This is a genomic window from Pseudomonas sp. R4-39-08, assembly GCF_003852275.1.
Classification (GTDB): Bacteria; Pseudomonadota; Gammaproteobacteria; order Pseudomonadales; family Pseudomonadaceae; genus Aquipseudomonas.
In genome coordinates this window covers 1,025,599-1,050,424 of record NZ_CP027733.1, presented here as the reverse complement: position 1 = coordinate 1,050,424, position 24,826 = coordinate 1,025,599, and the positions used below count along the sequence as shown (strand labels likewise).

The 24,826-nt window shown below is 61.7% G+C and carries 23 protein-coding genes and 1 other RNA gene; 9 read left to right on the top strand and 15 right to left on the bottom strand.

The annotated features are described in order from the left end of the window. Position 1 precedes the first annotated feature (1 nt). From C4J88_RS04625 to rsmI, 14 genes are all read right to left on the bottom strand, one after another. Positions 2-958: a D-alanine--D-alanine ligase gene (locus C4J88_RS04625; protein ID WP_124365878.1), complete on the bottom strand. Its 957-nt coding sequence runs from the start codon at positions 956-958 to the stop codon at positions 2-4. Further along, complete coding sequence (murC, locus tag C4J88_RS04620) at positions 955-2,415, bottom strand: UDP-N-acetylmuramate--L-alanine ligase (protein WP_124406308.1); 1,461 nt, start codon at positions 2,413-2,415, stop codon at positions 955-957. The genes C4J88_RS04625 and murC overlap by 4 nt, the downstream gene beginning before the upstream one ends. Continuing rightward, positions 2,408-3,478, bottom strand: coding sequence for an undecaprenyldiphospho-muramoylpentapeptide beta-N-acetylglucosaminyltransferase (murG, locus tag C4J88_RS04615; RefSeq protein WP_124365877.1), 1,071 nt, complete (start codon positions 3,476-3,478; stop codon positions 2,408-2,410). The genes murC and murG overlap by 8 nt, the downstream gene beginning before the upstream one ends. Continuing rightward, positions 3,468-4,691: a putative lipid II flippase FtsW gene (ftsW, locus tag C4J88_RS04610; RefSeq protein ID WP_124365876.1), complete on the bottom strand. Its 1,224-nt coding sequence runs from the start codon at positions 4,689-4,691 to the stop codon at positions 3,468-3,470. The genes murG and ftsW overlap by 11 nt, the downstream gene beginning before the upstream one ends. After that, positions 4,688-6,034, bottom strand: coding sequence for a UDP-N-acetylmuramoyl-L-alanine--D-glutamate ligase (murD, locus tag C4J88_RS04605; protein ID WP_124406307.1), 1,347 nt, complete (start codon positions 6,032-6,034; stop codon positions 4,688-4,690). The genes ftsW and murD overlap by 4 nt, the downstream gene beginning before the upstream one ends. Before the next feature lie 6 nt (positions 6,035-6,040). Beyond that, positions 6,041-7,123, bottom strand: a complete 1,083-nt coding sequence (gene mraY / locus C4J88_RS04600) for a phospho-N-acetylmuramoyl-pentapeptide-transferase (protein ID WP_124361357.1) — start codon at positions 7,121-7,123, stop codon at positions 6,041-6,043. Continuing rightward, positions 7,123-8,493 (bottom strand): UDP-N-acetylmuramoyl-tripeptide--D-alanyl-D-alanine ligase, encoded by a 1,371-nt coding sequence (gene murF, locus C4J88_RS04595; protein WP_124406306.1) that lies wholly within the window; start codon positions 8,491-8,493, stop codon positions 7,123-7,125. The genes mraY and murF overlap by 1 nt, the downstream gene beginning before the upstream one ends. After that, positions 8,486-9,949, bottom strand: a complete 1,464-nt coding sequence (locus C4J88_RS04590) for a UDP-N-acetylmuramoyl-L-alanyl-D-glutamate--2,6-diaminopimelate ligase (protein WP_124403118.1) — start codon at positions 9,947-9,949, stop codon at positions 8,486-8,488. The genes murF and C4J88_RS04590 overlap by 8 nt, the downstream gene beginning before the upstream one ends. Next, positions 9,949-11,691 (bottom strand): penicillin-binding protein 2, encoded by a 1,743-nt coding sequence (locus tag C4J88_RS04585; RefSeq protein ID WP_164487739.1) that lies wholly within the window; start codon positions 11,689-11,691, stop codon positions 9,949-9,951. Before C4J88_RS04585 ends, C4J88_RS04590 begins: the two co-directional genes overlap by 1 nt. Beyond that, positions 11,691-11,984: a cell division protein FtsL gene (gene ftsL / locus C4J88_RS04580; protein WP_124361353.1), complete on the bottom strand. Its 294-nt coding sequence runs from the start codon at positions 11,982-11,984 to the stop codon at positions 11,691-11,693. Before ftsL ends, C4J88_RS04585 begins: the two co-directional genes overlap by 1 nt. After that, positions 11,981-12,928, bottom strand: coding sequence for a 16S rRNA (cytosine(1402)-N(4))-methyltransferase RsmH (gene rsmH / locus C4J88_RS04575; RefSeq protein WP_164484511.1), 948 nt, complete (start codon positions 12,926-12,928; stop codon positions 11,981-11,983). The genes ftsL and rsmH overlap by 4 nt, the downstream gene beginning before the upstream one ends. Further along, positions 12,925-13,380 carry a division/cell wall cluster transcriptional repressor MraZ gene (gene mraZ / locus C4J88_RS04570; protein WP_004371993.1) on the bottom strand — a complete coding sequence of 152 codons (456 nt, stop codon included), beginning with the start codon at positions 13,378-13,380 and terminating at the stop codon, positions 12,925-12,927. Before mraZ ends, rsmH begins: the two co-directional genes overlap by 4 nt. A 356-nt stretch (positions 13,381-13,736) precedes the next feature. Next, an RNA gene (rnpB, locus tag C4J88_RS04565) (RNase P RNA component class A) lies at positions 13,737-14,089 on the bottom strand. Between the two features lie 96 nt (positions 14,090-14,185). Beyond that, on the bottom strand, positions 14,186-15,091 hold the full coding sequence (gene rsmI, locus C4J88_RS04560) for a 16S rRNA (cytidine(1402)-2'-O)-methyltransferase (RefSeq protein ID WP_164485229.1): 906 nt from the start codon (positions 15,089-15,091) through the stop codon (positions 14,186-14,188). Between the two features lie 176 nt (positions 15,092-15,267). Between rsmI and C4J88_RS04555 the strand changes: the two genes are divergently transcribed. The 4 genes from C4J88_RS04555 to C4J88_RS04540 all read left to right on the top strand — a co-directional run bounded on the left by C4J88_RS04555 (position 15,268) and on the right by C4J88_RS04540 (position 18,714). After that, positions 15,268-17,079, top strand: coding sequence for a penicillin-binding protein activator (locus C4J88_RS04555; RefSeq protein ID WP_124406304.1), 1,812 nt, complete (start codon positions 15,268-15,270; stop codon positions 17,077-17,079). Continuing rightward, the gene (locus C4J88_RS04550) at positions 17,079-17,450 is read left to right on the top strand and encodes a YraN family protein (RefSeq protein ID WP_124406303.1); all 372 of its coding nucleotides are present in this window, start codon (positions 17,079-17,081) and stop codon (positions 17,448-17,450) included. Before C4J88_RS04555 ends, C4J88_RS04550 begins: the two co-directional genes overlap by 1 nt. A gap of 92 nt (positions 17,451-17,542) precedes the next feature. Continuing rightward, positions 17,543-18,136, top strand: coding sequence for a phosphoheptose isomerase (locus C4J88_RS04545; RefSeq protein ID WP_007904374.1), 594 nt, complete (start codon positions 17,543-17,545; stop codon positions 18,134-18,136). Continuing rightward, complete coding sequence (locus C4J88_RS04540) at positions 18,133-18,714, top strand: BON domain-containing protein (protein ID WP_124361348.1); 582 nt, start codon at positions 18,133-18,135, stop codon at positions 18,712-18,714. The genes C4J88_RS04545 and C4J88_RS04540 overlap by 4 nt, the downstream gene beginning before the upstream one ends. Before the next feature lie 66 nt (positions 18,715-18,780). Here the strand turns inward: C4J88_RS04540 and C4J88_RS04535 are convergent, their stop codons facing one another. Further along, the gene (locus C4J88_RS04535) at positions 18,781-19,554 is read right to left on the bottom strand and encodes an OmpA family protein (protein ID WP_057724610.1); all 774 of its coding nucleotides are present in this window, start codon (positions 19,552-19,554) and stop codon (positions 18,781-18,783) included. Positions 19,555-20,026: 472 nt separating this feature from the next. Between C4J88_RS04535 and C4J88_RS04530 the strand changes: the two genes are divergently transcribed. From C4J88_RS04530 to C4J88_RS04510, 5 genes are all read left to right on the top strand, one after another. Beyond that, positions 20,027-21,238, top strand: coding sequence for an MFS transporter (locus C4J88_RS04530; RefSeq protein WP_124406302.1), 1,212 nt, complete (start codon positions 20,027-20,029; stop codon positions 21,236-21,238). 134 nt (positions 21,239-21,372) lie between these two features. Next, positions 21,373-21,963 (top strand): paraquat-inducible protein A, encoded by a 591-nt coding sequence (locus C4J88_RS04525; RefSeq protein WP_124365868.1) that lies wholly within the window; start codon positions 21,373-21,375, stop codon positions 21,961-21,963. Next, positions 21,960-22,604: a paraquat-inducible protein A gene (locus C4J88_RS04520; protein WP_124365867.1), complete on the top strand. Its 645-nt coding sequence runs from the start codon at positions 21,960-21,962 to the stop codon at positions 22,602-22,604. The genes C4J88_RS04525 and C4J88_RS04520 overlap by 4 nt, the downstream gene beginning before the upstream one ends. Continuing rightward, a complete protein-coding gene (locus C4J88_RS04515) occupies positions 22,585-24,240 on the top strand; it encodes an intermembrane transport protein PqiB (RefSeq protein WP_124406301.1) in 1,656 nt (551 codons plus the stop codon). The genes C4J88_RS04520 and C4J88_RS04515 overlap by 20 nt, the downstream gene beginning before the upstream one ends. Before the next feature lie 14 nt (positions 24,241-24,254). Then, entirely contained in the window at positions 24,255-24,815 is a 561-nt protein-coding gene (locus C4J88_RS04510; protein ID WP_124406300.1) for a membrane integrity-associated transporter subunit PqiC, read from the top strand. The last annotated feature ends 11 nt before the right edge of the window (positions 24,816-24,826 follow it).

The window sequence follows — 24,826 nt, the reverse complement described above, 5'->3', positions numbered from 1 at the left end:
CTTAGCCTCTTGGCTCAATGCTGTCGGCCAGGATCGCCAGCACCAACTGCTGGAAATCCAGGCCGGCGGCACGGGCGGCCATAGGGACCAGGCTGTGGTCGGTCATGCCCGGTGCAGTGTTGACTTCCAGGAACCAGAAATTCCCTTGGTCATCCTGCATCACGTCTGCCCGCGCCCAACCGGCGATACCCAGCGCCTCACAGGCTTGCGCCGTGAGGTCCATCAATTGTTGTTCCCTGGTTGCGTCAAGGCCGCATGGAATCCGGTACTGGGTATCGGAAGCCACATACTTGGCGTCGTAATCGTAAAAAGTGTGGGGCGTGCCCAATGCGATAGGCGGCAATACCTGGCCACGCAGGGTGGCGATGGTGTACTCGGGACCCTGGATCCACTGTTCCACCAACACTTGCGAATCGTAGGTACTTGCCGCTTTCCATGCGTCGATCAATTCAGCGGCCGAGTTCACTTTGGCCATGCCGATACTGGAGCCTTCATGGGCTGGTTTGACGATCAAAGGCAGGCCCAGTTCCTTGGCTGCGCAAATACAATCTTCCTCGCTGCGCAACACGGCGTGACGCGGCGTGGGAATGCCCAGGCTGTGCCACACCTGCTTGGTGCGCAACTTGTCCATCGCCAGCGCCGACGCCAGGATGCCGCTGCCGGTATAGGGGATGCCGGCGCACTCGAGCAGGCCCTGCATGCTGCCGTCCTCACCGCCACGGCCGTGGAGGATGATGAAGGCGCGGTCGATTTTTTCGGCCTGCAGGCGGGCAAGGAAATCATCGCCCACGTCGATGCCGAATGCGTTCACACCGGCGCTTTGCAGCGCCTCGAGCACGGCATTGCCGGACTTGAGCGACACTTCGCGCTCGGCGCTCTTGCCGCCGAACAGCACGGCAACGCGACCGAAGTCGGCAGGCGCCACAGTGGAGAACAGGGAGGCGTAGTCAGTGATCATTTCGACTTCCCCTTTTCGGCAGCAAGCGCTTCTTTTACGAACAATGGACTGGCCAGCAATTTGGGCGCGAGGCCACCGATATCACCGGCACCCTGGCACAGCAGGATGTCGCCGGCGCGCAGCAGCGGCTTGACGACCGGCGCCAAGTCGACGCCGCGCTCAATGTAGATTGGGTCCAACTGCCCACGCTGACGGATGCTGTTGCACAGCTTGCGGCTGTCGGCGCCCGGAATCGGTTCTTCACCGGCCGGGTACACCTCCATCAGCAAGAGCACGTTGGCATCGGCCAATACATTGACGAAGTCGTCGTACAGGTCACGGGTGCGGCTGTAGCGGTGCGGCTGGTAGACCATCACCAGGCGACGCTCCGGCCAGCCACCGCGCACGGCCTTGATCACGGCGGCGACTTCGGTCGGGTGGTGACCATAGTCATCCACCAGCATCACCTCACCGCCTTCAACCGGCAGCTGGCCGTAGACCTGGAAGCGTCGGCCGACACCGGCAAAGCGCGACAGGCCTTCGACGATGGCTTCATCGCTGACGCCTTCATCGGTGGCAATACAGATGGTCGCCAGGGAGTTCAGTACGTTGTGGTTGCCCGGCATGTTGACCGACACATCCAGCGGCTCGCGGTCAGGGCGCAGCACGGTGAAGAAGGTCTGCATGCCTTCCTGGCGCACATTGATCGCGCGCACGTCGGCGTCTTCGCTGAAGCCGTAGGTCACGGTAGGGCGCTTGACCTGCGGCAGAATCTCGCGCACCACCGGATCGTCCAGGCACACCACGGCCAACCCGTAGAACGGCAGGTTGTGCAGGAAGTCGACGAAGGTTTTCTTCAATTTGTTGAAGTCACCGTCGTAGGTTGCCATGTGGTCTTCGTCGATGTTGGTGACGACGGCGACCAGCGGTTGCAGGTGCAGGAAGCTCGCGTCGCTTTCATCGGCTTCGGCGATCAGGTAGCGGCTGGTGCCGAGCTGGGCATTGGTGCCGGCTGCATTCAGGCGGCCACCGATGACGAAGGTCGGGTCCAGGCCACCGGCGGCGAACACCGAGGCGATCAGGCTGGTGGTGGTGGTCTTGCCGTGGGTACCGGCGACGGCGATGCCGTGGCGGTAGCGCATCAGCTCGGCGAGCATCTCGGCACGCGGCACCACCGGGATGCGGCGCTCGAGGGCGGTGGCCACTTCCGGGTTGGACGTGTTCACAGCGCTGGACACCACCAGCACATCCGCCTCGGCGGCGTTCTCGGCGCGGTGGCCGATGAAGATCTGCGCGCCAAAGGACTTCAGGCGCTCGGTGACCGGCGACTCTTTCAAGTCAGAGCCGGACACCTGGTAGCCCAAGTTCAGCAATACTTCGGCAATCCCGCACATGCCCACGCCGCCGATACCGACGAAGTGGATGCGACGGATGCGGCGCATTTCCGGTTGTGGCATGGCTTTCTGATTCTCAACCATGGGCCACCTCCAGGCAGATATCGACCACGGTGCGGGTTGCGTCAGGTTTGGCCAGGCGGCTTGCGGTGCTCGCCATGCTGTTGAGTCGTTCCGGTTGCATCAAAACCTCGGTCAGGCGTGCGGCCAAATCGGCGGCGCCAGTCGTTCTTTGCGGCAGCAGGAAGGCAGCGCCCTCCCCGGCCAAATATTCGGCGTTGCGGGTCTGGTGATCGTCGATTGCGTGGGGCAGAGGCACCAGCAACGACGGCAGACCGGCGGCAGCCAGTTCACTGACGGTCAGCGCACCAGCGCGACAGACCACCAGGTCGGCCCAGCCATAGGCGTGGGCCATGTCTTTGATGAAGGGCTGTACAGTCGCCTCGACACCGGCCTCGCGATAGCGCGTGGCGGTGACTTCATCGTGGTGCTTGCCGGCTTGGTGGAAGATCTCCGGGCGCAATTCCACAGGGAGTTGCGCCAGCGCCTCCGGCAGCAATTTGTTCAGCGGCTCCGCGCCCAGGCTTCCGCCGAGGATCAGCAGGTGCGCCTTGCGTCCGACCAGCGCTTGGCGGGCGATGTCCATGAACAGCTCGGTGCGCACCGGGTTGCCGGTGGTACGGCGCTTGCTCGACGCGCTGAAGGTATTCGGGAACGCTTCACACACCCGCGCGGCCAATGGCACCAGCAAGCGGTTGGCGGTACCGGCAACGGCGTTCTGTTCATGCACGATCACCGGTACGCCGGCGAGTTTTGCCGCCACGCCACCGGGGCCGGTCACATAACCGCCAAAGCCGAGCACACACACAGGCTGCAACTCACGGATGACCTGGCGTGCCTGCCATACCGCCTTGAGCAACACGAACGGCGCCTTGAGCAGCGACAATTTGCCCTTGCCCCGCAAGCCCGTGACGTTGATCAGGTGCAGCGGCAAACCGGCGTTCGGCACCAGCTCGTTCTCGATGCCACGCGGCGTTCCCAACCAGTGCACGCTGTAGCCACGGTTCTGGAATTCGCGCGCGCAGGCCAGGGCCGGGAACACATGGCCCCCGGTGCCGCCGGCCATGATCAGCACGTTAGCGCCCATGGGTCGGCTCCTCGGCGAAGTCGCTTTCGCTGAACTCCATCTCTTCGCTGCCCAGGTGAGTACGACTCTCCCACTCGATGCGCAACAACAAGCCAAGGCAGGCGCAGCAAATCACCAACGAACTGCCGCCGTAACTGAGGAACGGCAAGGTCAGGCCCTTGGTCGGCAGCAGCCCGACGTTCACGCCGATATTGATCAGGAACTGGCCGATCCACAGGAACGACAAGCCGTACGCCACATAGGCGGCGAAATACTGTTTGGCCCTCTCGGCCCACAAGCCGATGTACATGCCGCGCACACACACGAACACGAACAACGCGACGGTGCACAGCGAGCCGACCACGCCCAGTTCCTCGGCCAGTACCGAGAACACGAAGTCGGTGTGCGCTTCGGGCAGGTAGAACTGCTTCTGCACACTGTTGCCCAGGCCCACGCCCAGCCACTCGCCGCGACCGAAGGCAATCAGCGCCTGGGTCAACTGGTAGCCGGAACCGAACTGGTCGGACCATGGGTCGGTAAAGGTAATCAGACGGGCCATCCGGTAGGGTTGCGCCTGCACCAGCACCGTCACGGCCGCGACCGCCAGCACCACCATCAAGGTGAAGCGGAACAGGCCGACGCCGCCCAGGAACAGCATCGCGGCGGCGGCGCCCATCATCACCACGGTGGCGCCGAAGTCGGGCTCCATCAGCAGCAGGCCGGCCATGGGCAGCAGCACGATGAATGGCTTGAAAAAGCCCATCCAGCTTTCGCGCACTTCTTTCTGACGGCGCACCAGGTAGCCGGCCAGGTAGATCACCACGAACACCTTGGCGATTTCCGAGGGTTGCACGTTGAAGGCACCGAAGCCGATCCAGCGCATCGAACCGTTCACCTCGCGGCCGATGCCGGGCAGGATCACCATCACCAGTAAACCGAACGCCCCGATCAGCATCAGCCAACCCAGGCGCTGCCACGTGGCGATCGGGATCATCATGGTGACGATGCACGCGCCGAGGCCGATCACCAGGTACACCAGGTGACGGATCATCATGTACAGGGTGTTGCCCGACTGCACGGCGGCCACTTCGGAGGACGCCGAGGTGATCATCACCAGGCCCAGGCCGAGCAGCGCCAGGCAACCGGCGAGCATCGGGAAATCCAGGTCGATGCCGCGCCCGGTAATGATCGGCGACGGGTACGGCTTGATGATGTTTTTCAGGTTGAGGCTCATGCCAAAGCCTCCACGGCGCGGGCGAACAACTGGCCGCGCTCTTCATAGTTCTTGAACATGTCGAAACTGGCGCAGGCTGGCGAGAGCAGTACCGCATCACCCGGCTGGGCCAGGGCTTTGCACTGGGCGATCGCGTCGTCCAGGGAGGTAGCGCGCACTTGCGGCACCGCGTCGCCCAGGGCTGCGGCGATCAGGTCCGCATCACGGCCCATCAGCACCACGGCGCGGCAATGCGCAGCGACCGGCGCTTTAAGGTCCTTGAAGTCGGCGCCCTTGCCGTCGCCACCGGCGATCAGCACCAGCTTGCCGTCGATATCGGCACCCAGGCCTTCGATGGCCGCCAGGGCCGCACCGACGTTGGTGGCCTTGGAATCGTTGTAATAGCTGACGCCGTCGAGGTCGCGCACCCACTGGCAGCGATGCTCAAGGCCGGCGAAGGTGCGCAGGCTGGCGAGCATGGCGTCGAAGGGCAGGCCCACCGCGTGGCCGAGCGCCAAGGCCGCCAGGGCGTTGGACTGGTTATGGGCGCCACGGATTTTCAGCTCGCGCACCGGCATCAGGTTCTGGAATTCGAAGGCCAGGTATTTCTCGCCGTTCTCTTCGCGAATGCCAAAGGCTTTGAAATCGGGCTTGCTCAGGCCGAAGGTCCAGCAAGGCATGCCTTCGCCTATCAGTGGACGGCTCAAGGCATCCTGGCGGTTGACCACAAACTGCTTGGCGCCCCGGAAGATACGATGCTTGGCCAGGTGATAGGCCGGCAGGCCGCTGTAGCGGTCCATGTGGTCTTCGCTGACGTTCAACACGGTGGCCACTTCGGCACCGAGGTCATGGGTGGTTTCCAGCTGGAAGCTCGACAGTTCCATCACGTACAACTCGACGTCGTCGCTGAGCAGATCCAGCGCCGGCACCCCGAGGTTGCCGCCCACCGCCACGCGCTTGCCGGCAGCCTTCGCCATTTCGCCGACCAGGGTGGTCACGGTGCTTTTCGCGTTGGAACCGCTGATGGCGACGATCGGCGCCTTGGCGTGACGCGCAAACAGGTCGATATCGCCGGACAGCTTCACGCCACGCGCCGCTGCCGCTTGCAGGGCCGGTGTGGCCAATGCCAGGCCGGGGCTCACGTAAAGCTCATCGGCGCGGCACAGAAATTCGACGTCCAATTCGCCACAACGCACTTCCACGTGCGGGTAGTCACGGCGCAGCGTGACCAGCTCCGGTGGATTTTCCCGCGTGTCGGCCACGGCAAACGACGTGCCCCGGTTCGCCAGGAAGCGAACCAGGGACATGCCGCTCTTGCCGAGGCCGACAACGATGCGGAAGTGGTCTGAAGCGATCAGGGACACTCGTTTCTACCTCAGTTTCAGGGTGGCAAGGCCGACCAGTACCAGAATCACGGTGATGATCCAGAAACGGACGATCACGCGTGGCTCGGGCCAGCCCTTGAGTTCAAAGTGGTGGTGAATCGGCGCCATGCGAAATACACGGCGCCCGGTCAATTTGAAGGAAGCCACCTGGATGACCACCGACAGGGTTTCCATCACGAACACACCGCCCATGATGAACAGCACGATTTCCTGGCGCACTATCACCGCAATAGTGCCCAGCGCCGCGCCCAGCGCCAGTGCGCCGACGTCGCCCATGAACACTTGTGCCGGGTAGGTGTTGAACCACAGGAAGCCCAGGCCCGCGCCGATCAGCGCGCCGCAGAACACGATCAGCTCACCTGCACCCGGTACGTAGGGAATCAGCAGGTATTCGGCGAATTTCACGTTACCCGACAGGTAGCAGAAAATGCCCAGGGCGCCGCCGACCATCACCGTCGGCATGATCGCCAGGCCGTCGAGGCCGTCGGTCAGGTTGACCGCGTTGCTGGAGCCGACGATCACGAAATAGGTCAGCACCACGAAACCGATGCCCAGTGGAATGCTGGCGTCCTTGAGCATCGGGATGATCAGGGTGGTTTCCACGGCGCTTGGTGCGGTGGTGTACAGGAAGATCGCCGCCGCCAGGCCGAATACCGACTGCCAGAAGTACTTCCAGCGGCTCGGCAGCCCCTTGGAATTCTTCTCGATCACTTTACGGTAGTCATCCACCCAGCCGATGGCGCCGAACAGCAGGGTCACCAGCAGCACCACCCACACGTAGCGGTTGTGCAGGTCAGCCCAGAGCACGGTGCTGACGCCAATGGACGACAGGATCAACGCGCCGCCCATGGTCGGGGTGCCGGACTTGGACAGGTGCGACTGCGGGCCGTCATTGCGAACCGATTGACCAATTTGCAGGTTCTGCAGGGTGCGGATCATCCACGGCCCCAGAAACAGCGACAAACACAGCGCGGTCAGCACACCCAGGATCCCGCGCAGGGTCAGGTACTGAAAGACCGCGAAGCCTTTGTGGAACTGTTGCAGATACTCAGCCAGCAGCAGCAGCATTAATGTTTCTCCGTACTTGAGCCACACAAGGCTGCGACGACGTTTTCCATCACCGCGCTGCGCGATCCCTTGATCAAAATGGTTGTGTGTGTGTCGTGTTCAGCCGCAGCCAACGCCTGGATCAATTCGCCCTGGGTCGCAAAGTGCCGCGCACCGGGGCCGAAGGCGTTTACCGCGTGCGCCATGTTCGGGCCGACGGCGTAGAACGCGTCGACTTTATCGGCGGCATAGGCGCCGACTTCACGGTGCCCTTGTTCAGCCCAGTCGCCCAATTCGCCGATGTCGCCGAGTACCAGCACCTTGCGGCCATCAAAGCCTTTGAGCAGATCCACGGCGGCGTTAACGGAAGACGGGTTGGCGTTGTAAGTGTCATCGATCACGCGCATGCCGCTGGTGGCCAATTGCGCAACGGTGCGTCCTTTGACCGGCTGCACGGCGCCCAAGCCTGTGGCGATGCCGAACAACGACACACCCAAGGCGTGGGCGGCAGCGGCAGCGGCCAAGGCGTTGGCAACGTTATGGTTGCCCAGCAGGTTCAGTTGCACGTGTTCACTGCCTTGCGGCGTGTGCAAGGTGAAGGACGGGCAACCACGCGCATCGACGGTGATGTCGCTGGCATGAAAATCGGCTGCGGCGTTGTGCACCGCAAAGGTCAGCACCTTGCGACCGGCCGCGCGTACGCGCCAGGTCTCGAAAGCCTTGTCGTCAAGATTCAGTACAGCGGTGCCCGAAGCGTCGAGGCCTTCGAGAATTTCACCCTTGGCTTCGACGATCTTTTCCGGGCCACCGAATTCACCGACGTGGGCGGTACCGGCATTGTTGATAACCGCGACATGGGGCTTGGTCAGCGCCACGGTGTAGGCAATCTCACCGACGCGTGAAGCGCCCAGCTCGATGACTGCCGCCGTGTGTTCCGGGGCCAGTTCGAGCAGGGTCAGCGGTGCGCCGAAATCATTGTTCAGGTTGCCCCGGGTGGCGAGTACCGGCCCGCGCGTGCGCAGTACGCCGCCCAACAGTTCCTTGACGGTGGTCTTGCCACTGGAGCCGGTGATCGCGGCAATCGGCTTGTCGAACGCGGCACGGTTCAGCGCGCCCAATTGGCCCAAGGCCAAGCGGGTATCGGCGACCAGCAACTGTGGCAACGTGGCGTGCGCCACTTCACGTTGCACCAGGGCACCCACGGCGCCTTTGGCGGCGACGTCGTTCAGGTAGTCGTGACCGTCAAACCGCGGGCCTGTGAGTGCGATGAACAACTGGCCGGGCTGGATGTTGCGACTGTCGATACTGACGCCGTCGAACGTGCAATCGCTCGACAGCACCCGGGCCGACAACGCCTGGGCCAGTTCGCTGAAAGTCATCGGCTTAAGCATGGGCGACCTCCCAGGCGGCCAGGGCGTGACCCGCCTCGACCAGATCGGAGAAGGCATGGCGCTCGCCGTTGATTTCCTGGTAATCCTCATGCCCTTTGCCAGCCAGCACCACCACGTCATCCGCGCTGGCACTGGCGATCAATTGGGCAATGGCTGCGCCGCGACCCGCCACGAACGTGACGCTGGCGGTGTCTTTGAAGCCTTCGCGTATATCGTCGAAAATCCGGCTGGGGTCTTCGCTGCGCGGGTTGTCGTCGGTCACCAGCACGCCGTCGGCCAGGCGCTCGACGATCTCGGCCATCAACGGACGCTTGCCGCGATCACGGTCGCCGCCGCAGCCGAACAGGCACAACAGCTTGCCCTTGGCGTGCGGGCGCAGGGCCAGCAGGACTTTTTCCAATGCGTCAGGGGTGTGGGCATAATCGACCACCACCAGCGGTTGCGTACCGCCACCCAGGCGCTGCATGCGGCCGGCCGGGCCTTCCAGTTTGGGCAGTACTTTCAGAATTTCGTCGAGGGCGTAATCCAAGCCGAGCAAGGCACCGATGGCTGCCAATACGTTGCTCAGGTTGAAACGCCCAAGCAGCGTGCTGCGCAAATGGTGCTCGCCTTGTGGCGTTACCAGGGTGGCGCGCACGCCCTCGTCGCTGAACTGGGCTTCGCGGCAGTACAGGTACGCACGGGTGTCTTCCAGGCTATAGCTGATCAAGCGCGCTTCGCTGTCTTGAGCCGCCAGTTGGCGACCGAAGGCGTCATCCAGGTTCACTACCCGGCACTTCAGGTGATTCCAGGCGAACAGCTTGGCCTTGGCCGCTGCATACGCGTCCATGGTGCCGTGGTAATCGAGGTGGTCGCGGGACAGGTTGGTCATCACCGCCACGTCAAACGCCAGGGCCGTGACACGGCCCTGGTCGAGACCATGGGACGACACTTCCATGGCAACCGCCTTGGCGCCGGCTTTTTTCAGGTCGGCCAGGGTCGCCTGCACGGCAATCGGGTTCGGCGTGGTGTGCAGGCCGCTTTGCAGCGCACCATAGAAGCCGGTGCCCAGGGTACCGACGATGCCGCAGTGCTGACCCAGCAGGTCCAGGGCCTGGGCGACCAGTTGAGTCACGCTGGTCTTGCCGTTGGTGCCGGTCACGCCCACCAGGTTCAGGTGGCGGCTCGGTTCACCGTAGAAGCGCCCGGCAATGTCGGACAACTGCGCGGCCAAGCCCTTGACTGGAATCAACGGCACATCGGTGATCGGCAACACAGTAGCGCCTTCCACTTCATAAGCAACAGCGGCAGCACCACGTTGCAGGGCGTCGGCAATATGCGCACGGCCATCGAACTTGCCACCGGGCACGGCCAGGAACAGGTCACCGGCGCGCACGTTGCGGCTGTCCAGGCTCAACTCGCGAATCAGCAGATCGCGGCCGGCATGGGCAAAAATCTTGTTCAGGCTAAGAGACATCAACCGCGCCCTCCATTGGCTTTGACAGCAGCGGCCGCCGGTGCGGCGTTCGCTTGCTGGGTTGGCGCAAGGTTGTCCGGCGTGATGTTCATCAGGCGCAGGGTGCCGGACATCACTTTGCTGAACACTGGCGCCGAGACCAGGCCACCGAAGTAACCGGCCTTGCTCGGTTCATCGATCACTACGACGATGGCGTAGCGCGGGTCGCTCATCGGGCCGAAACCGGCGAACAATGAACGGTAGGAATTTTCCGCATAACCCTTGGTGCCCACCGAGGTTTTACGCGCAGTACCGGACTTGCCGGCCACGTGATAGGCCGGCACTTGGGCGCGGAATACGCCACGCGGCGCCTCGATCACTTGTTGCAGCATGCCTTGCATGGTCTTGGCGACTTTTTCCGGGATCACCTGGGTGGCTTTCGGAGCTTCGTCCACATGGATCAGGCTCAGTGGAACCATTCGGCCATTATTCGCCAATACCGAGAAAGCGTGGGCCAGTTGGATCGCAGTCACCGACAGGCCGTAGCCGTACGACAGCGTGGCGGTCTCGGCCTTTTTCCAGTCGCGGTAGTTCGGCAGGTTGCCGACGCGCTCACCTGGGAAATCGAGCCCGGTGGGCTGGCCCAGGCCGATTTTCTGCGCCAGGTGGTAGATGGTTTCACCACCGATATCGAAGGCGACCTTACTCATGCCCACGTTACTGGAGTTGATCAGGATGCCTGTCAGATCCAGCACCGGGCCCTCGGTGCGCGACACGTCGCGGATGGTGTATTTGCCCAACTGCAAGGTGCCTGGGTACACCTCGACCTTGTCGCTGGGCTTCCAGCGTCCGGTTTCCAGGGCGGCACTCATGGAGATGGCTTTCATGGTCGAACCCGGCTCGAATACGTCGATCATTGCGCGGTTGCGCATCATCGCCGGCTGCAGGTTGCGACGGTTGTTCGGGTTGTAGGTCGGCTGGTTGACCATGGCGAGAATCTCGCCGGTCTTCACGTCCATGATCACCAGGCTGCCGGCTTTGGCGCCGTTCTCGATGATCGCGTTACGCAATTCACGGTTGGCCAGGTACTGCAGACGCAAGTCAATCGACAACGCCAAGGGCTTGCCGGCCTTGGCGTTCTTGGTGACCTGAACATCCTTGATCAGTCTGCCGCGCCGGTCCTTGATGACCTGGCGCTTGCCGGGAACGCCGGCCAGCCACTCGTCGTAGGCCAGCTCGACACCTTCGCGGCCATGGTCATCGATATCGGTAAAGCCGACCATGTGCGCGGTGGTTTCACCGGCCGGGTAGAAACGACGAAATTCCTCGATGCCATAGACACCCGGAATTTTCAGGTCGAGCACTTGCTGGCCCTGTTCCGGGGTGAGCCCGCGAACCAGATAGATAAATTCTTTATTGGCCTGGGCTTCCAGGCGTTCGGTCAGCGCTTTGCGGTCTTGCCCCAAGGCAGCCGCGAGTTCGGGCCACTTGTCCTTGGCCACCTGCAGTTCCTTGGCGTTGGCCCACAGGGTGGTCACCGGGGTACTCACGGCCAGAGGCTCGCCGTTGCGGTCGGTAATCAGGCCGCGGTGCGCAGGAATCGGAATATGCCGCAGGCTACGGGCATCGCCCTGGCCGATCAGGAAGTCACGGTCGACGACCTGCAGGTCGAAGATCCGCCAGACGATCGCACCCACCATCAATGCCAGCAAGCCGAGCATCAGGCGGAAGCGCCATGGGTAGAGTGCGCCTTCAAGTTTCATCATGGCGCCACCATGCGTACGTCGGCCGCGCCCGGAATGTGCATTTTCAGTTGTTCGGTGGCCAGCACTTCGATACGGCTATGGGCCGTCCACGTGCTCTGCTCCAGGATCAACCGGCCCCATTCCGCCTGCGCCTTGTCGCGCACGCTCAATTCCCCATAGAGGGTATTGAGCAATTGACGATTCCAATGCGCGCTGTAGGACACCGCAATCGCGGACACCAGCACGCCGATAAACAGCAGCAACATAAAGAAGCTGCCGCCCGGCAGGGGTTTGGCGAAAAGCTTGCTCACCGCAACTTCTCCGCGACGCGCATGACGGCGCTGCGCGAACGTGGGTTGGCCTTGAGTTCGGCTTCGGAGGCGAACTGCGCTTTGCCATGAATTTTGATTTTCGGCACAAAGGCTTCGAAACGCACCGGCAGATTGCGCGGCAGGTTGTCGGACTCGCCCTTGACCAGACGCCGCATGAACAGTTTGACGATACGGTCTTCCAGGGAATGGAAACTGATCACCACCAGGCGACCGCCCACTTCCAACGCGTCCAGGGCCGCCTCGAGGCCAGCCTCCAGATCGCCCAATTCGTTGTTGACGTGAATGCGCAGGCCCTGGAATGCGCGGGTCGCCGGGTTCTTGCCCTTCTCCCATGCGGGGTTGGCGACCTTCAGCACTTCGGCCAGGTCAGCGGTGCGTTCGAACGGCTGGATTTCGCGGCGCTCGACCACGGCGCGGGCCATGCGACCGGCGAAGCGTTCTTCGCCGTACTCCTTGAACACCCGGGCAATTTCTTCCACCGGCGCGGTGGCGATGAACTGCGCGGCGCTGACGCCACGGGTAGGGTCCATGCGCATGTCGAGGGGGCCATCGTTCATGAAGCTGAAGCCGCGCTCCGGGTCATCGAGCTGCGGCGAAGACACGCCGAGATCGAGCAGAATCCCGGCCACCTTGCCCGCCATGCCGCGCTCGGCGACTTCGGCGCCCAGCTCGGCAAAGCTGCGCTGCACAACGACAAAGCGGCCGTCTTCGGCCGCTAGCGCTTGCCCGGTGGCAATCGCTTGAGGGTCTTTGTCGAACCCGAGGAGTTTACCGTTGGGCCCGAGCTGGCTGAGTATCAACCGACTGTGCCCGCCCCTGCCGAAGGTGCCATCCAAATAGCAGCCATCCGCGCGTACGGCGAGAGCCTCAACGGCTTCGTCAAGCAGTACGGTGATGTGGTTAAAGCCGCTATCAATAGTCACAGGATCAAATCACGCAGTTCATCAGGCATGGCGCCCGGTTGTTGAATAGCAGCCAGGTCAGCTGCAGAAACAGCATCCCAGGCATCTTCGTCCCACAATTGGAACTTGTTCAGTTGGCCTACCAGCATTGCGCGCTTGTCGAGCCTGGCGTATTCGCGCAAACGCGGCGGCACCAGGAAACGACCGCTGCCATCGAGTTCAAGGTCGACGGCATTACCGATCAGCAAACGCTGCAGGCGGCGGTTTTCTTCACGCAATGAAGGGAGAGCGCGCAATTTGGTTTCGATCAACTCCCACTCGTCGAGGGGGTAAACACACAAACAAGGGTCAACCGCGTCAATCGTGATGATTAACTGCCCCGAACTTCGCGAAATGAGCTCGTCACGATACCGGCTCGGCATGGCGAGACGGCCTTTTGCATCGAGACTGATAGCGTTAGCTCCGCGAAACACAGGTGCGTTTCTCCAATTTTTAGCGTTTTACGTTCAAAAAACCCACTTTGTGCCACTTTCCGCCACTTGCGCACACTATAGGAATGCGCCCACCACACCGTCAAGGCGCGGATACAAGGAAAAGCCTTACAGAACGGAGATTTACGAGCGTAACGGGAGGAGAAACCCGAGTTCAGCGTGGTTTTTGACTCAACAAGCACAAATAACTCAAAGCGCTATGGCTCAGAGTTAAAGTAATTTATTAAGAGTAAGATTTTTTTGGTATTACGAAGACGCATCTGCCAATGATTTGGCAGGGAGGGATTCTTGCGTTACTACCGGGTTTTCTGCCCGAGGTTCAGACAGAAGGAAAAAAGGTGGAGAGTCGATCTGTAAGCCGGGTTCTGTCTTGAACAGTCATTCGTCTACGATGGCCATCACTGGACATCTTTAGCAACCTACCCGGTCCCAGCGCGGGCCACGCCTTGGGACCCTATTTGGTCTTGCTCCAAGTGGGGTTTACCTAGCCACGAACTGTTGCCAGTCGTGCGGTGCGCTCTTACCGCACCTTTTCACCCTTACCGGCACCGAAGTGCTTAGGCGGTTGTTTTCTGTGGCACTTTCCGTAGGCTCACGCCTCCCAGGCATTACCTGGCACTTCGCCCTATGGAGCCCGGACTTTCCTCCCCCCCTAATTTTCATAGAGGGCAGCGACTGTCCAATCGACTCTCCGCCGCGCAGGTTAACGGCACGACGGCCTCAGGACAAGTATTAAAAGTGCAGCATTGCCATCACCTTCGGACGAAACACCGGCCCGGCCCCGGAACTATTCGGCTTTCTGTTTATCCAGCGCCGCCTGATACAACACATTCTTGCGTACCCCGGTAATTTCTGCGGCGAGGGCGGCAGCCCGCTTGAGCGGCATCTCCTTGAGCAGCAAATCGAGGATGCGCATGGCTTCGCTACCGACTGCATCTTCATCCTCTGGAGCCGTCCAGCCGGCCACCAGCACCACGCATTCTCCGCGCTGCTGATTGCTGTCGCCTTCGACAAACCCGCGCAGCTCTTCCAGCGGCAGGCCCTTGAGGGTTTCGAAGGTCTTGGTCAACTCGCGAGCCAGCAGCGCCAGGCGCGCGCCGCCGAACACCAGCTCCATGTCCTGCAGGCACTCAAGGATGCGGTGCGGGGCTTCGTAGAAAATCAAGGTGCGCGGCTCTTCCTTCAGCGCCTGCAAGCGCGCGCGACGCCCTACCGTCTTGGCGGGCAGGAAGCCTTCGAAGATAAAGCGGTCCGACGGCAAGCCGGCTGCAGATAATGCTGCAATCAGCGCGCACGCACCTGGAACAGGCACTACATTGATACCAGCGGCGCGCGCCTGGCGGACCAGATGGTAGCCAGGGTCGGAAATCAGCGGCGTGCCCGCATCGGAGATCAACGCAACATCATCACCTGCCAGCAAACGGGTGATAAAACGGCTGCCCTCCTCGCGCTCGTTGTGTTCATGACAGGCCGCCAGTGGCGTGGGGATTCCAAAATGCTGCATCAACCGTTGGGAGTGTCGCGTGTCTTCCGCCGCGATCAATTTAACCTCGCGCAACACTTTCAATGCCCGGGCACTGATGTCGTCCAGGTTGCCAATGGGCGTCGCCACGACAAAAAGCGAGCCCGCAGTGGAATTCAAAGGACCTGGAGCAGTCAAAACGCACACCTCGATGGTTGGCAAAAGCCACATTGTAGCGCGTCAACGCGCTGAAAATATGCCGTCACGGCGGATGTCGTTTCAGCCATTGTTAGTAAAACGCAACAATTGCACGACCTAAATCCACGGTTTCACGCCACGAACATCGCGCCTGGGCCAGTGCTTGGGTACACTTCCACGCTAATTTGATCGGTATCAGGAACACTTACATGATCGCTTGCCTGCGGCTGCTCTCCGCCCTTTGCCTCGCTGCCTTGCTGGCCGCTTGCGCCAGCTCGCCCTCGTCCAGCCTTGGCGACCTACCACGCACGCCCGACGCCAGTATCGAGCAACTGCTCGAACAGGCCACGGCTGCCAAGACGCCAGAAAAGGCCGCATTGCTGCGCTTGAGTGCGGCTGACCTGGCCTACCAGCAGAACAACCCTGGCCGTTCCTCGCAGATACTTGCGCAGGTGCCCCTGGATGTCCTGAAACCGGCCGCGCAAGTGTTTGCCAGCACCCTGGCCGCCGAGCTGGCGATGACCCGCAATCAGCCCAAGGCTGCATTGACGGCGCTGAACCACCCCAGCCTGCAAAGCCTGAAGGAGCTGCCGGTCGATCAACAAGTGCGCACCGGCACCGTGCATGCCCGCGCCTATGAAGCCGACGGCCAGACCCTGGCGGCAGCGCGGGAGCGTGTCGCCATGGCGCCGCTGCTCACCGGTGACGCCGCCAATAGCAACCACGAAGCGATCTGGGTGTTGATTGCCGCACTGCCTGCCGAGCAACTGCAAGCCACCGGCAACCCGACGCTGGACGGCTGGATCACCCTGGCCCAGGCGGTCAAGGGCGCCGGCACGCTGGAGCAGCAGCAAACCGCCATCGATACCTGGCGTGCGCGCAACCCGGGCCATCCGGCGGCCGTGCAATTACCAACGCCCTTGACCAAACTCAAGGAACTGGCCAGCCAGCCCCTGACCAAGATCGCCCTGCTACTTCCACAGGAAGGCGCCCTGGCGTCGGTCGGCAAGGCATTGCGTGAAGGCTTCATGGCCGCTCACTACCAGGCCGAACAGGCCGGGCAGAAGCCGCCGGTGATTGAGTTCTACGACAGCTCGCGCCTGACCTCCATCGACGACTTCTACGCCAAGGCCCAGGCCGCCGGCGTGCAGCTGGTGGTTGGCCCGCTGGAAAAGCCACTGGTCAAACAGCTCAGTGCACGCCCGCAATTGCCGATCACCACCCTGGCGCTGAACTACAGCGAGGGCGATCAAGCCCCGGCGCAGTTGTTCCAGTTCGGCCTGGCTGCTGAAGACGAAGCCCGTGAAGTGTCGCGCCGCGCCCGTGCCGACGGCCTGCATCGCGCCGCCGCCATGGTGCCCCGTGGCGAATGGGGCGAGCGTGTCTACAAGGCCTTCCGCCAGGACTGGGAAGCCAACGGCGGCACCGTCATGGGCGTCGAATATGTCGACCAGCCTGTGGCCCTGGCCCAGCAGATCGCCGACCTGTTCCAACTGCGCAAAAGCGAAGGCCGCGCCAAGAGCCTGCAAGACACCGTCGGCACTGACGTTGCCGCCCAGCCTTCGCGTCGCCAGGACATCGAGTTCATCTTCCTGGCCGTCACCCCGCAACTGGCCCAGCAGATCAAGCCGACCCTGAACTTCCAGTACGCCGGTGATGTGCCCGTCTACGCGACGTCCCACGTCTTCAGCGCCAGTGGCGACCGCAACCAGTACCTGGACATGACCAACGTGATGTTCTGCGAAACCCCTTGGTTGCTCAACACCACCGACCCGCTGCGCAACCAGGTCGCCGCACAATGGCCGCAGGCCAATGGCAGCCTGGGTCGCCTGTATGCGATGGGCGTCGATGCCTATCGCCTGGCGCCACGCCTGGGCCAGCTCAAGGCGTTGCCGGACACCCGTGTCGACGGCCTCTCCGGTAACCTGGGCATCAGCGCCAACCAGCGCGTTGACCGCCAGATGCCGTGGGCGAAGTTCGTGGGTGGCGAGATCCAACGCCTGCCGGATACCCCGCGCTGATGCCCGAACCGTCCAGCGCACAAAGCGGCAAGGATGCCGAACGCTACGCGCTGAACTATCTGCAACAACAGGGTCTGCGCCTTCTGGCGCAGAACTGGTTATGTAAACGCGGTGAGCTTGATCTGGTCATGCTTGACGGCGATACAGTAGTATTCGTCGAAGTCCGCTACAGAAAACACGCACAATGGGGTGGCGCGCTCGCCAGTATCGATGGGCGCAAGCGTCAAAAGCTGATACTCGCCGCGCAGTTTTTCCTGCACAAAGAGCATCGCTGGGCCGATAGCCCCTGCCGTTTCGATGTGGTTGCCATGGAAAGCACACCGTCGGGCCCAGCTGACCTGAATTGGCTCAAAGATGCCTTCGACAGCTGACTCACCCGGCACCTTCACCCCACACTTTTGCTCTTTGCTTTGCGGGCTGCACATTTCTGTGCCAAACAGCCGCGCTCATTAAGGTCACACAGATGGACATGCAATCCCGAATTCGCCAGCTTTTCCAGGCCAGCATCGACACCAAGCAACAGGCGATGGACGTACTTGCACCGCACATCGAGCAAGCCAGTCAGGTCATGGTCAACGCCTTGCTCAACGAAGGCAAAATGCTTTCGTGCGGTAACGGCGGCTCGGCCGGTGACGCCCAGCATTTCTCCTCCGAGCTGCTCAACCGCTTTGAGCGCGAGCGCCCGAGCCTGCCGGCGATCGCCCTGACCACCGATTCGTCGACCATCACCTCGATCGCCAACGACTACAGCTACAACGAAATCTTCTCCAAACAGATCCGCGCCCTCGGGCAGCCGGGCGATGTGTTGCTGGCGATTTCCACCAGTGGCAACTCGGCGAACATCATTCAAGCGATCCAGGCCGCACATGATCGCGAAATGATTGTCGTAGCATTGACCGGGCGCGACGGCGGCGGCATGGCCTCGTTGCTGCTGCCTGAGGACGTGGAGATTCGCGTTCCGGCCAATGTCACTGCACGCATTCAAGAAGTCCACCTGCTGGCGATCCACTGCCTGTGCGATCTGATCGACAGCCAACTGTTCGGGAGTGAAGAATGACCGTTAATCGCCTCAGCCTTTTGGCCATCACGCTGTGCCTCGCCATCAGCGGCTGCAGTACGGCAATCACCGCTACACGGGACACCCCCATCCAGGACGACCGGGGCACACGTACCTTCGGCAGCACCATCGACGACTCGCTGATTGAAACCAAGGTCAAGGTCAACGTCGCCAAAGCGGCTACGGACCTGGGCAATGGCGCGTCGCGCATTGTGGTCACCAGCTTCAACGGCGTCGTGCTGCTGGCCGGGCAAACCCCGCGCGCCGAACTCAAGGCCCAGGCTGAACAGGCCGCCTCGGCGGTGCAACGGGTCAAGAAGGTGCACAACGAACTGCAGGTCATGGACCCGATCACGCTGCTGGCCATCAGCAACGATGCCTTGCTGACCACCAAGATCAAGGCGCAGATGCTCACCGACAGCGCCGTTCCGGGCTCGCGCATCAAGATCGTCACCGACAACGGTATCGTCTACATGATGGGCCTGTTGACCCAGGCGGAAGCCACTCGCGCGGCCAACCTGGTACAGGGTGTGTCCGGTGTGCAGAAAATCGTCAAGGTGTTCGAATACATCGACTGATGTAACCGAAAGCCAAAAAAAGGGCGCCGTGCAGTCAATGCACGGCGCCCTTTTTTGTGGCGGTGTTTACTGGTATTGCGAGTACGGGTTGCCCTGGAACTGGTTGTTCTGTTGTGGCGCCTGTTGCTGGGCGCCCGGCTGGCCGTACTGCTGGCCGGGGATCGGGCCGAGGTTCACTTCTACGCGACGGTTTTGGGCACGGCCGTTGACGTCAGCGTTACTGGCGATCGGATTATCCGGGCCGGCGCCGCGTGCGCTCAGGTTGGCAGCACTGACGCCCTGGGAGGTCAGGTAGTTGGCCACGCTCTGCGCACGGCGCTGGGAAAGGTCCATGTTCAACTGACGGCTGCCGGTGCTGTCGGTGTAGCCAACGATCTGGATGGTGTTCTGGTTGAACTGCTTGAGGGAGTTGGCCAGGTTGTTCAGCGGCTGATAGAAGCTGCTGGAGATGGCGTCGGAGTTGGTGGCGAAGGTGATATTGCCGGGCATGATCAGCTTGATCTGGTCACCCTGGCGCTGCACTTCAACTCCGGTATTGGCCATGCTTTCGCGCAGTTTTTTCTCTTGCTGATCGGCGTAGTAGCCATAGCCGGCGGCGCCGGCACCCGCAACGACTGCGCCGATCAGCGCGCCCTTGCCACGGTTGTTATGGTCGATGGCCGCACCGGCCAATGCCCCGGCCAGCGCGCCGAGGCCGCCGTACTTGGCGGTCTTGCTCATGCCGCTTTCGGAACCATTGCCGGCCTGTCCCTGGCTGCCGTCATAAGGGTTGGGTGAAGCGCAGCCGGACAACAGGGCTACGGCGGTGGCGACAACAAGCAGACGACGCGGAGTGAACATGAAGGAAGCTCCTACTTTTGCATTCTGTGATGCAGAGGACATGGGCAACGGACCTGTGCCGGGTTTGGAACATGGCAAGCGGTAAAAATTCCGTGAGCGCGGCCCCGGCAGGATAAAAAGGCCAGACACTCTGGGCGCCAGGTAGACCGTAGCAGACCCCGGCTGAACGCGAGCTGGGGTTTTGTTGCAATGCTTGTTAGACAAACGCCGGCTGGCTACCACTTGGCGCATGAACACCAGAACTGATCGAGCCCGCCGTATGTTTAAGAAGGGTTAATGTTCAGTCCATAAACTTTGAATCTATGACGTTTGTCGTTAATGGTCTGCTATAGATATCGAGCCTCTAAAAGACGTACGCAAATGTCGACGATCCGAAAGGAAGATATCGATCGGGTGACCGCTGCACTACAACGCGCCGCTGATTAATATCACTTCTGACTATCAGACTTTCGATTCCACAAGGAAAGAATCCATGTCTTCACCATCGTCCGCGAGCCACGCTAATGGCACCGGGCTGTTCGGCCTGTTTTGCCTGGGCAGCTATCTACTATCCCTGTCGTATGGCACTACGTTCTTATTGGCCATGAAGCTGCGGGACAGCGGCGGCAGCGAGTCCGACGCCGGTACGATTATCTCGGTTGCGATGCTCAGCACGTTCCTGGCAGTCATATTTTCAGGCCACTTGACTGATCTGATCGGCGCACCCAGAGCCATCGCAGCGGGCGCGGTGTTGCTGGCAGCCGCTTGCCTGGGCTTCGCGACCGTGCCTGCTTTCGGCGTGGCACTGCTGGCCAGCGGCTTGATACTGGGGTTTGGATGGGGCGTTTTCTACACACTTGGGCCGATCATTGTGGCGATGATCATAGAGCCTGCCCGGCGCGTGAAGTATTTTGCATTGCTGTCGGGCAGCATGATGAGTGGTATCGGCACGGGGCCGCTGGTAGGGCGAGCCGCCGAGGCGCTGGACCATTCGGTGGAGTCCGCATTTATCGTCGCCGCCATTGCCAGCCTGGCTGGAGGGGCATTGTTTTTCCTGCTCGCCCCCAACATCAAGCAGCAGCAAGCACGTCTTGGGCCGGTGACAGTGTGCAAGATCAGCGCCCGGGCGGCACAGGCGGTGCTGGGTTCCAAGGCGGTATTTGCCATTATCATGGTCGGCCTCGGCGGCGCAATCTTCGGCGGGCTTTCGAGCTTCCAAACCTCCTATGCCGCGCTTAACCATCTCGATTATTCCCTGTTTTTCCTGGGTTTCATGAGCGCGGCGATCTCCTGTCGCCTGCTGGTCGCGGGGTATATCGTCAAGCGCGATCCCTACCTGATGTCGAGCCTGTTAAGTGCGCTGATGGTGATTTCGGTATTGATGTTCACCTTCTTCGTACACTCTTCGGCGGCGTATTTGCTGGCCGCCATTGTGCTCGGGGTAGGTTACGGGCTGACTTACTCTGTAATAAACGGGCTGGCAGCCAATGAAGCCCCCGCGGGCCAGACCGCGCAATCATTGGTTTTATTCAGTCTTTCCTACTTTGTCGGCGTGTTCGGCTTTCCGTTATTGGCCGGTAAAATAATCGTCAACCATGGCATGTCGACGTTGCTCTCTATCATCCTGGTTGTCGCCTTGTGCAACTGGTCGATCACGTTGGCGCGTCTGATATGGCGACGCACAATGCTTGGCGCAACAGCGTAACCGTCAATGCCTTACAGAAAGGAGAGGATGCCGAGTAATAGGTAAAACGGTGGCATCGGCTGCTAAGCTACGCAAACGCGATTGGCTCTCCGGCAACGGCCAGCACCCTAGCCAGTCGCTTTTGGAGCAGCCCTATGGCGAATCAACAGGTCATCTGCGAACACTGCGACTGCGTTTATCAGAAAGTCACGCTCGCCAAACATCAGAAAGCCCTGTGCGTACGCTGCGAGGGAGTACTGCAGCGCTATAACGGCCTGTCGGTGCAGCAGCGCCTCGCACTGACGCTCACCGCAGCGGTGTTGTGGGCGTTCGCCAATTTTTATCCGGTGATGAGCATCAGCCTGCAGGGCCTGAAGAACAGCGCGACACTCTGGGATTCGGTGGTCGCGTTGAGCCAGGGGCCGATTACGTTTATCGCCTTGGTGGCAGCAATTTCCATGATTATCGCGCCGGTGTTTCAGCTGCTGCTGCTGATCTGGGTATTGAGTTTTGCCCTCTCCGGCAGGCGCTCACCGGCCTTCAAGCTGTGCATGCGCTGGCTGGAAGCCCTCAGGCCCTGGAGCATGCTGGAGGTGTGCCTGTTGGGCGCGATGGTGGCGGTCTTCAAGCTGGCCGGCATGCTCGATGTGATACCCGGCATCGGCCTGTTCGCGCTGGCCGCCCTCAGTCTTTTGCTGATCCGCATCGCCGGGCGCGATGTGCGTGACCTGTGGGACACCCTATGAATTCACCGCCCACCGCCCGCGAACTCAACCTGTGCCTGTGCCACACCTGCGGCCAGCCGTGCGACATGCGCAGCGAACCCACCGAGTGTGAGCGCTGCGGCGCCCCCTTGCACCGGCGCAAGGTTCAGTCCCTGACCCGCACCTGGGCCTACCTGCTCACGGCATTGGCCTTTTACGTGCCGGCGAACATATTGCCGGTGATGAATACCACCATGCTCGGCTCCGGGGCGGACAGCACCATCATGAGCGGCGTGCTGGAATTCTGGCAGCATGGCGCCTGGGACATTGCGCTGATCATTTTCATCGCCAGCATTGCCGTGCCGGGCATCAAGTTCGTGTCCCTGGGGCTGCTGCTGATCACGGTGCAGCGCAATAGCCAGTGGGCGCGCAAGGAGCGCTCGAAGCTGTTCCGGTTTATCGAGCTGATCGGCTATTGGTCGATGCTGGATGTGATCGTGGTGGCACTGGTGGCCGCGCTGGTGAAGTTCCAGGCCCTAGGCGACATCGAGCCGCGCCTGGGCATTCTGTTTTTTGGTCTGGTGGTCGTGTTCACGATGCTCGCGGCCATGAGTTTCGATCCCCGGCTGATCTGGGAAAATCCACACAATGAGGAGACCTCGGATGAGCTCATCCAAGGCTGATGCTGACACCCCTGCGGGAACACCCGTAATCAAGACGCGTCGCTTCAGCGTTTCGCTGGTATGGATCGTGCCGATTGTCGCCGTGCTGGTGGGTATCTCCCTGGTGGTCCATAGCGTGCTGCAACAGGGCCCGACCATCACCCTCAACTTCAAGACCGGCAGCGGGCTGGTCGCCAACAAGACCGAGGTCAAGTACCGCAACGTGGTCATCGGCCAGGTCACCGGTGTCGCCTTGAGCGATGACCAGAAAAGCGTCAACGCCACCGTCGAGCTGGCCAAGCAGGCGCAGAGCTTCACCCGCGAAGACTCGAAGTTCTGGGTGGTGCGCCCGCGCATCGGCGCCGGCGGCGTGTCCGGCATCGACACCTTGCTGTCCGGCGACTACATCGGTGCCGATATCGGCCAGTCCGACACCCGCGCCAAACAGTTCAAAGGCCTGGAAAACCCGCCGCCCATCACCTATGGCGAGCCAGGCAAACGCTTCACGCTGCATACCCAGGGCCTGGGGTCGCTGGATATCGGTTCGCCGGTCTATTACCGCAAAATCCCGGTCGGCCAGGTCGTTGCCTATGAATTGGACAGCGAGGGCAAGGGCGTGAATATCGAGGTGTTCGTGCATGCGCCCAATGACGCCTACGTCACCGAGAACACGCGCTTCTGGAACGCCAGCGGTGTCGACCTCAGCGTCGGCGCCAACGGCTTCGCGCTGAAGACCGAATCGTTGTCGTCCATGTTGATGGGCGGCGTCTCCTTCCAGGCACCGCCCTACAACCCCAACGACAAGCCCGCCGAGGAAAACCGCAACTTTGAACTGTTCGAAGACCAGCAAAGTGCCCTCGCCCCGCCCAATGGCAAGGGGCAATACATGGTGCTGCGCTTCGATCAAGCCCTGCGCGGGCTGAAAGTTGACGCCCCGGTGGAATTCCTCGGCGTCGAGTTTGGCAAAGTGGTCTCGATCAACCTGGATTTCGACGCCAAAAAGCGCAGCTTCCCGGTCAACGTCGGCATCGTGATCTATCCGCAACTGCTCGGCCAGGCGCACATCAAGCTGCTCAAGGCGATGAACAATAACCCTGACGATGAAGCGGCCGGCGTGCGCCTGATCGGCAGCTTCATCGAAAACGGCCTGCGCGCCCAGGCGCGCAGCGGCAACCTGCTGACCGGTCAGCTGTACATCGCCCTGGACTTCTACCCCAAGGCCGAGAAAGTCGCGTTTGACCCGAACCAGCGCCCCGTGGGCATCCCCACCCTTCCCGGCAACCTGGAACAATTGCAGGAGAAATTCGAAGGCATCGTCAACAAGATCAGCCAACTGCCGGTCGAGCGTATCGCCGGCAATCTCGATGCCAGCCTGGTCGAGCTGCGCAAGGGCCTGGCGCAGTTCAATGCCAAGACCCTGCCCGGTGTGCAGACGACCCTGGGCGACGTGAGCAAGACCCTGCAGTCGGCCAGTTCCACCCTGGCCGAAGACTCGCCGCAGCGCGAACAACTGACCCAGACCCTGGATGAACTGGCGCGCATGTCGCGCTCCTTGCGCGAGCTTTCGGATTACCTGGGCCGGCATCCGGAGTCGCTGATTCGCGGTCGCGCCGATAATGCCGCACCCCTGGACCTGCAAGGGCCACCCCGCAAATGACCATTGGAGCCGCCATGACAGTGCCGTTGAAAATCACCCTGGTGACTGCCCTGCTGTTGCTCGCGGCATGCCGCAGCGAGCCGATTGCATTCCACACCTTGACCCCGGCGCACCTGAATAACGCCACACGGGCGGATGCCGATTCAGTCCGCATTGAAAGCATCAGCGTGCCGCCCCAGGTCGACCGTGCGCAGATAGTGATCCGCCAGGGCGACAGCGGCCTGGCGATCCTCGAAACCCAGTGGTGGGCCGCCACCCTCGCCGATGAGCTGAGGAGCGCGCTGGTCGACCAGTTGGCCGGCAGCGATGCCCGGCAAGCCGTGTCGTTGCGCGTGGAAGTGCAGCGCTTCGATTCGGTGCCGGGGCAATACGCGCTGCTCGATGTGCGTTGGCGCCTCAGGCCGGTTGGCGGCGGCGATCGCCCTGCGCTGACCTGCCGCTCGACCTTGCAGTCACCGGCAGGCCCGAGCATCGATGACGTGGTGGTGGCGCACCAGAACAACCTCAAGCGCTTCGCCGCGCTGATCAACCGCGCCGCAGGCTCGTCTCTGAAGCAGTGCCCGAGCGCGCAATGAACGGTGGCGCA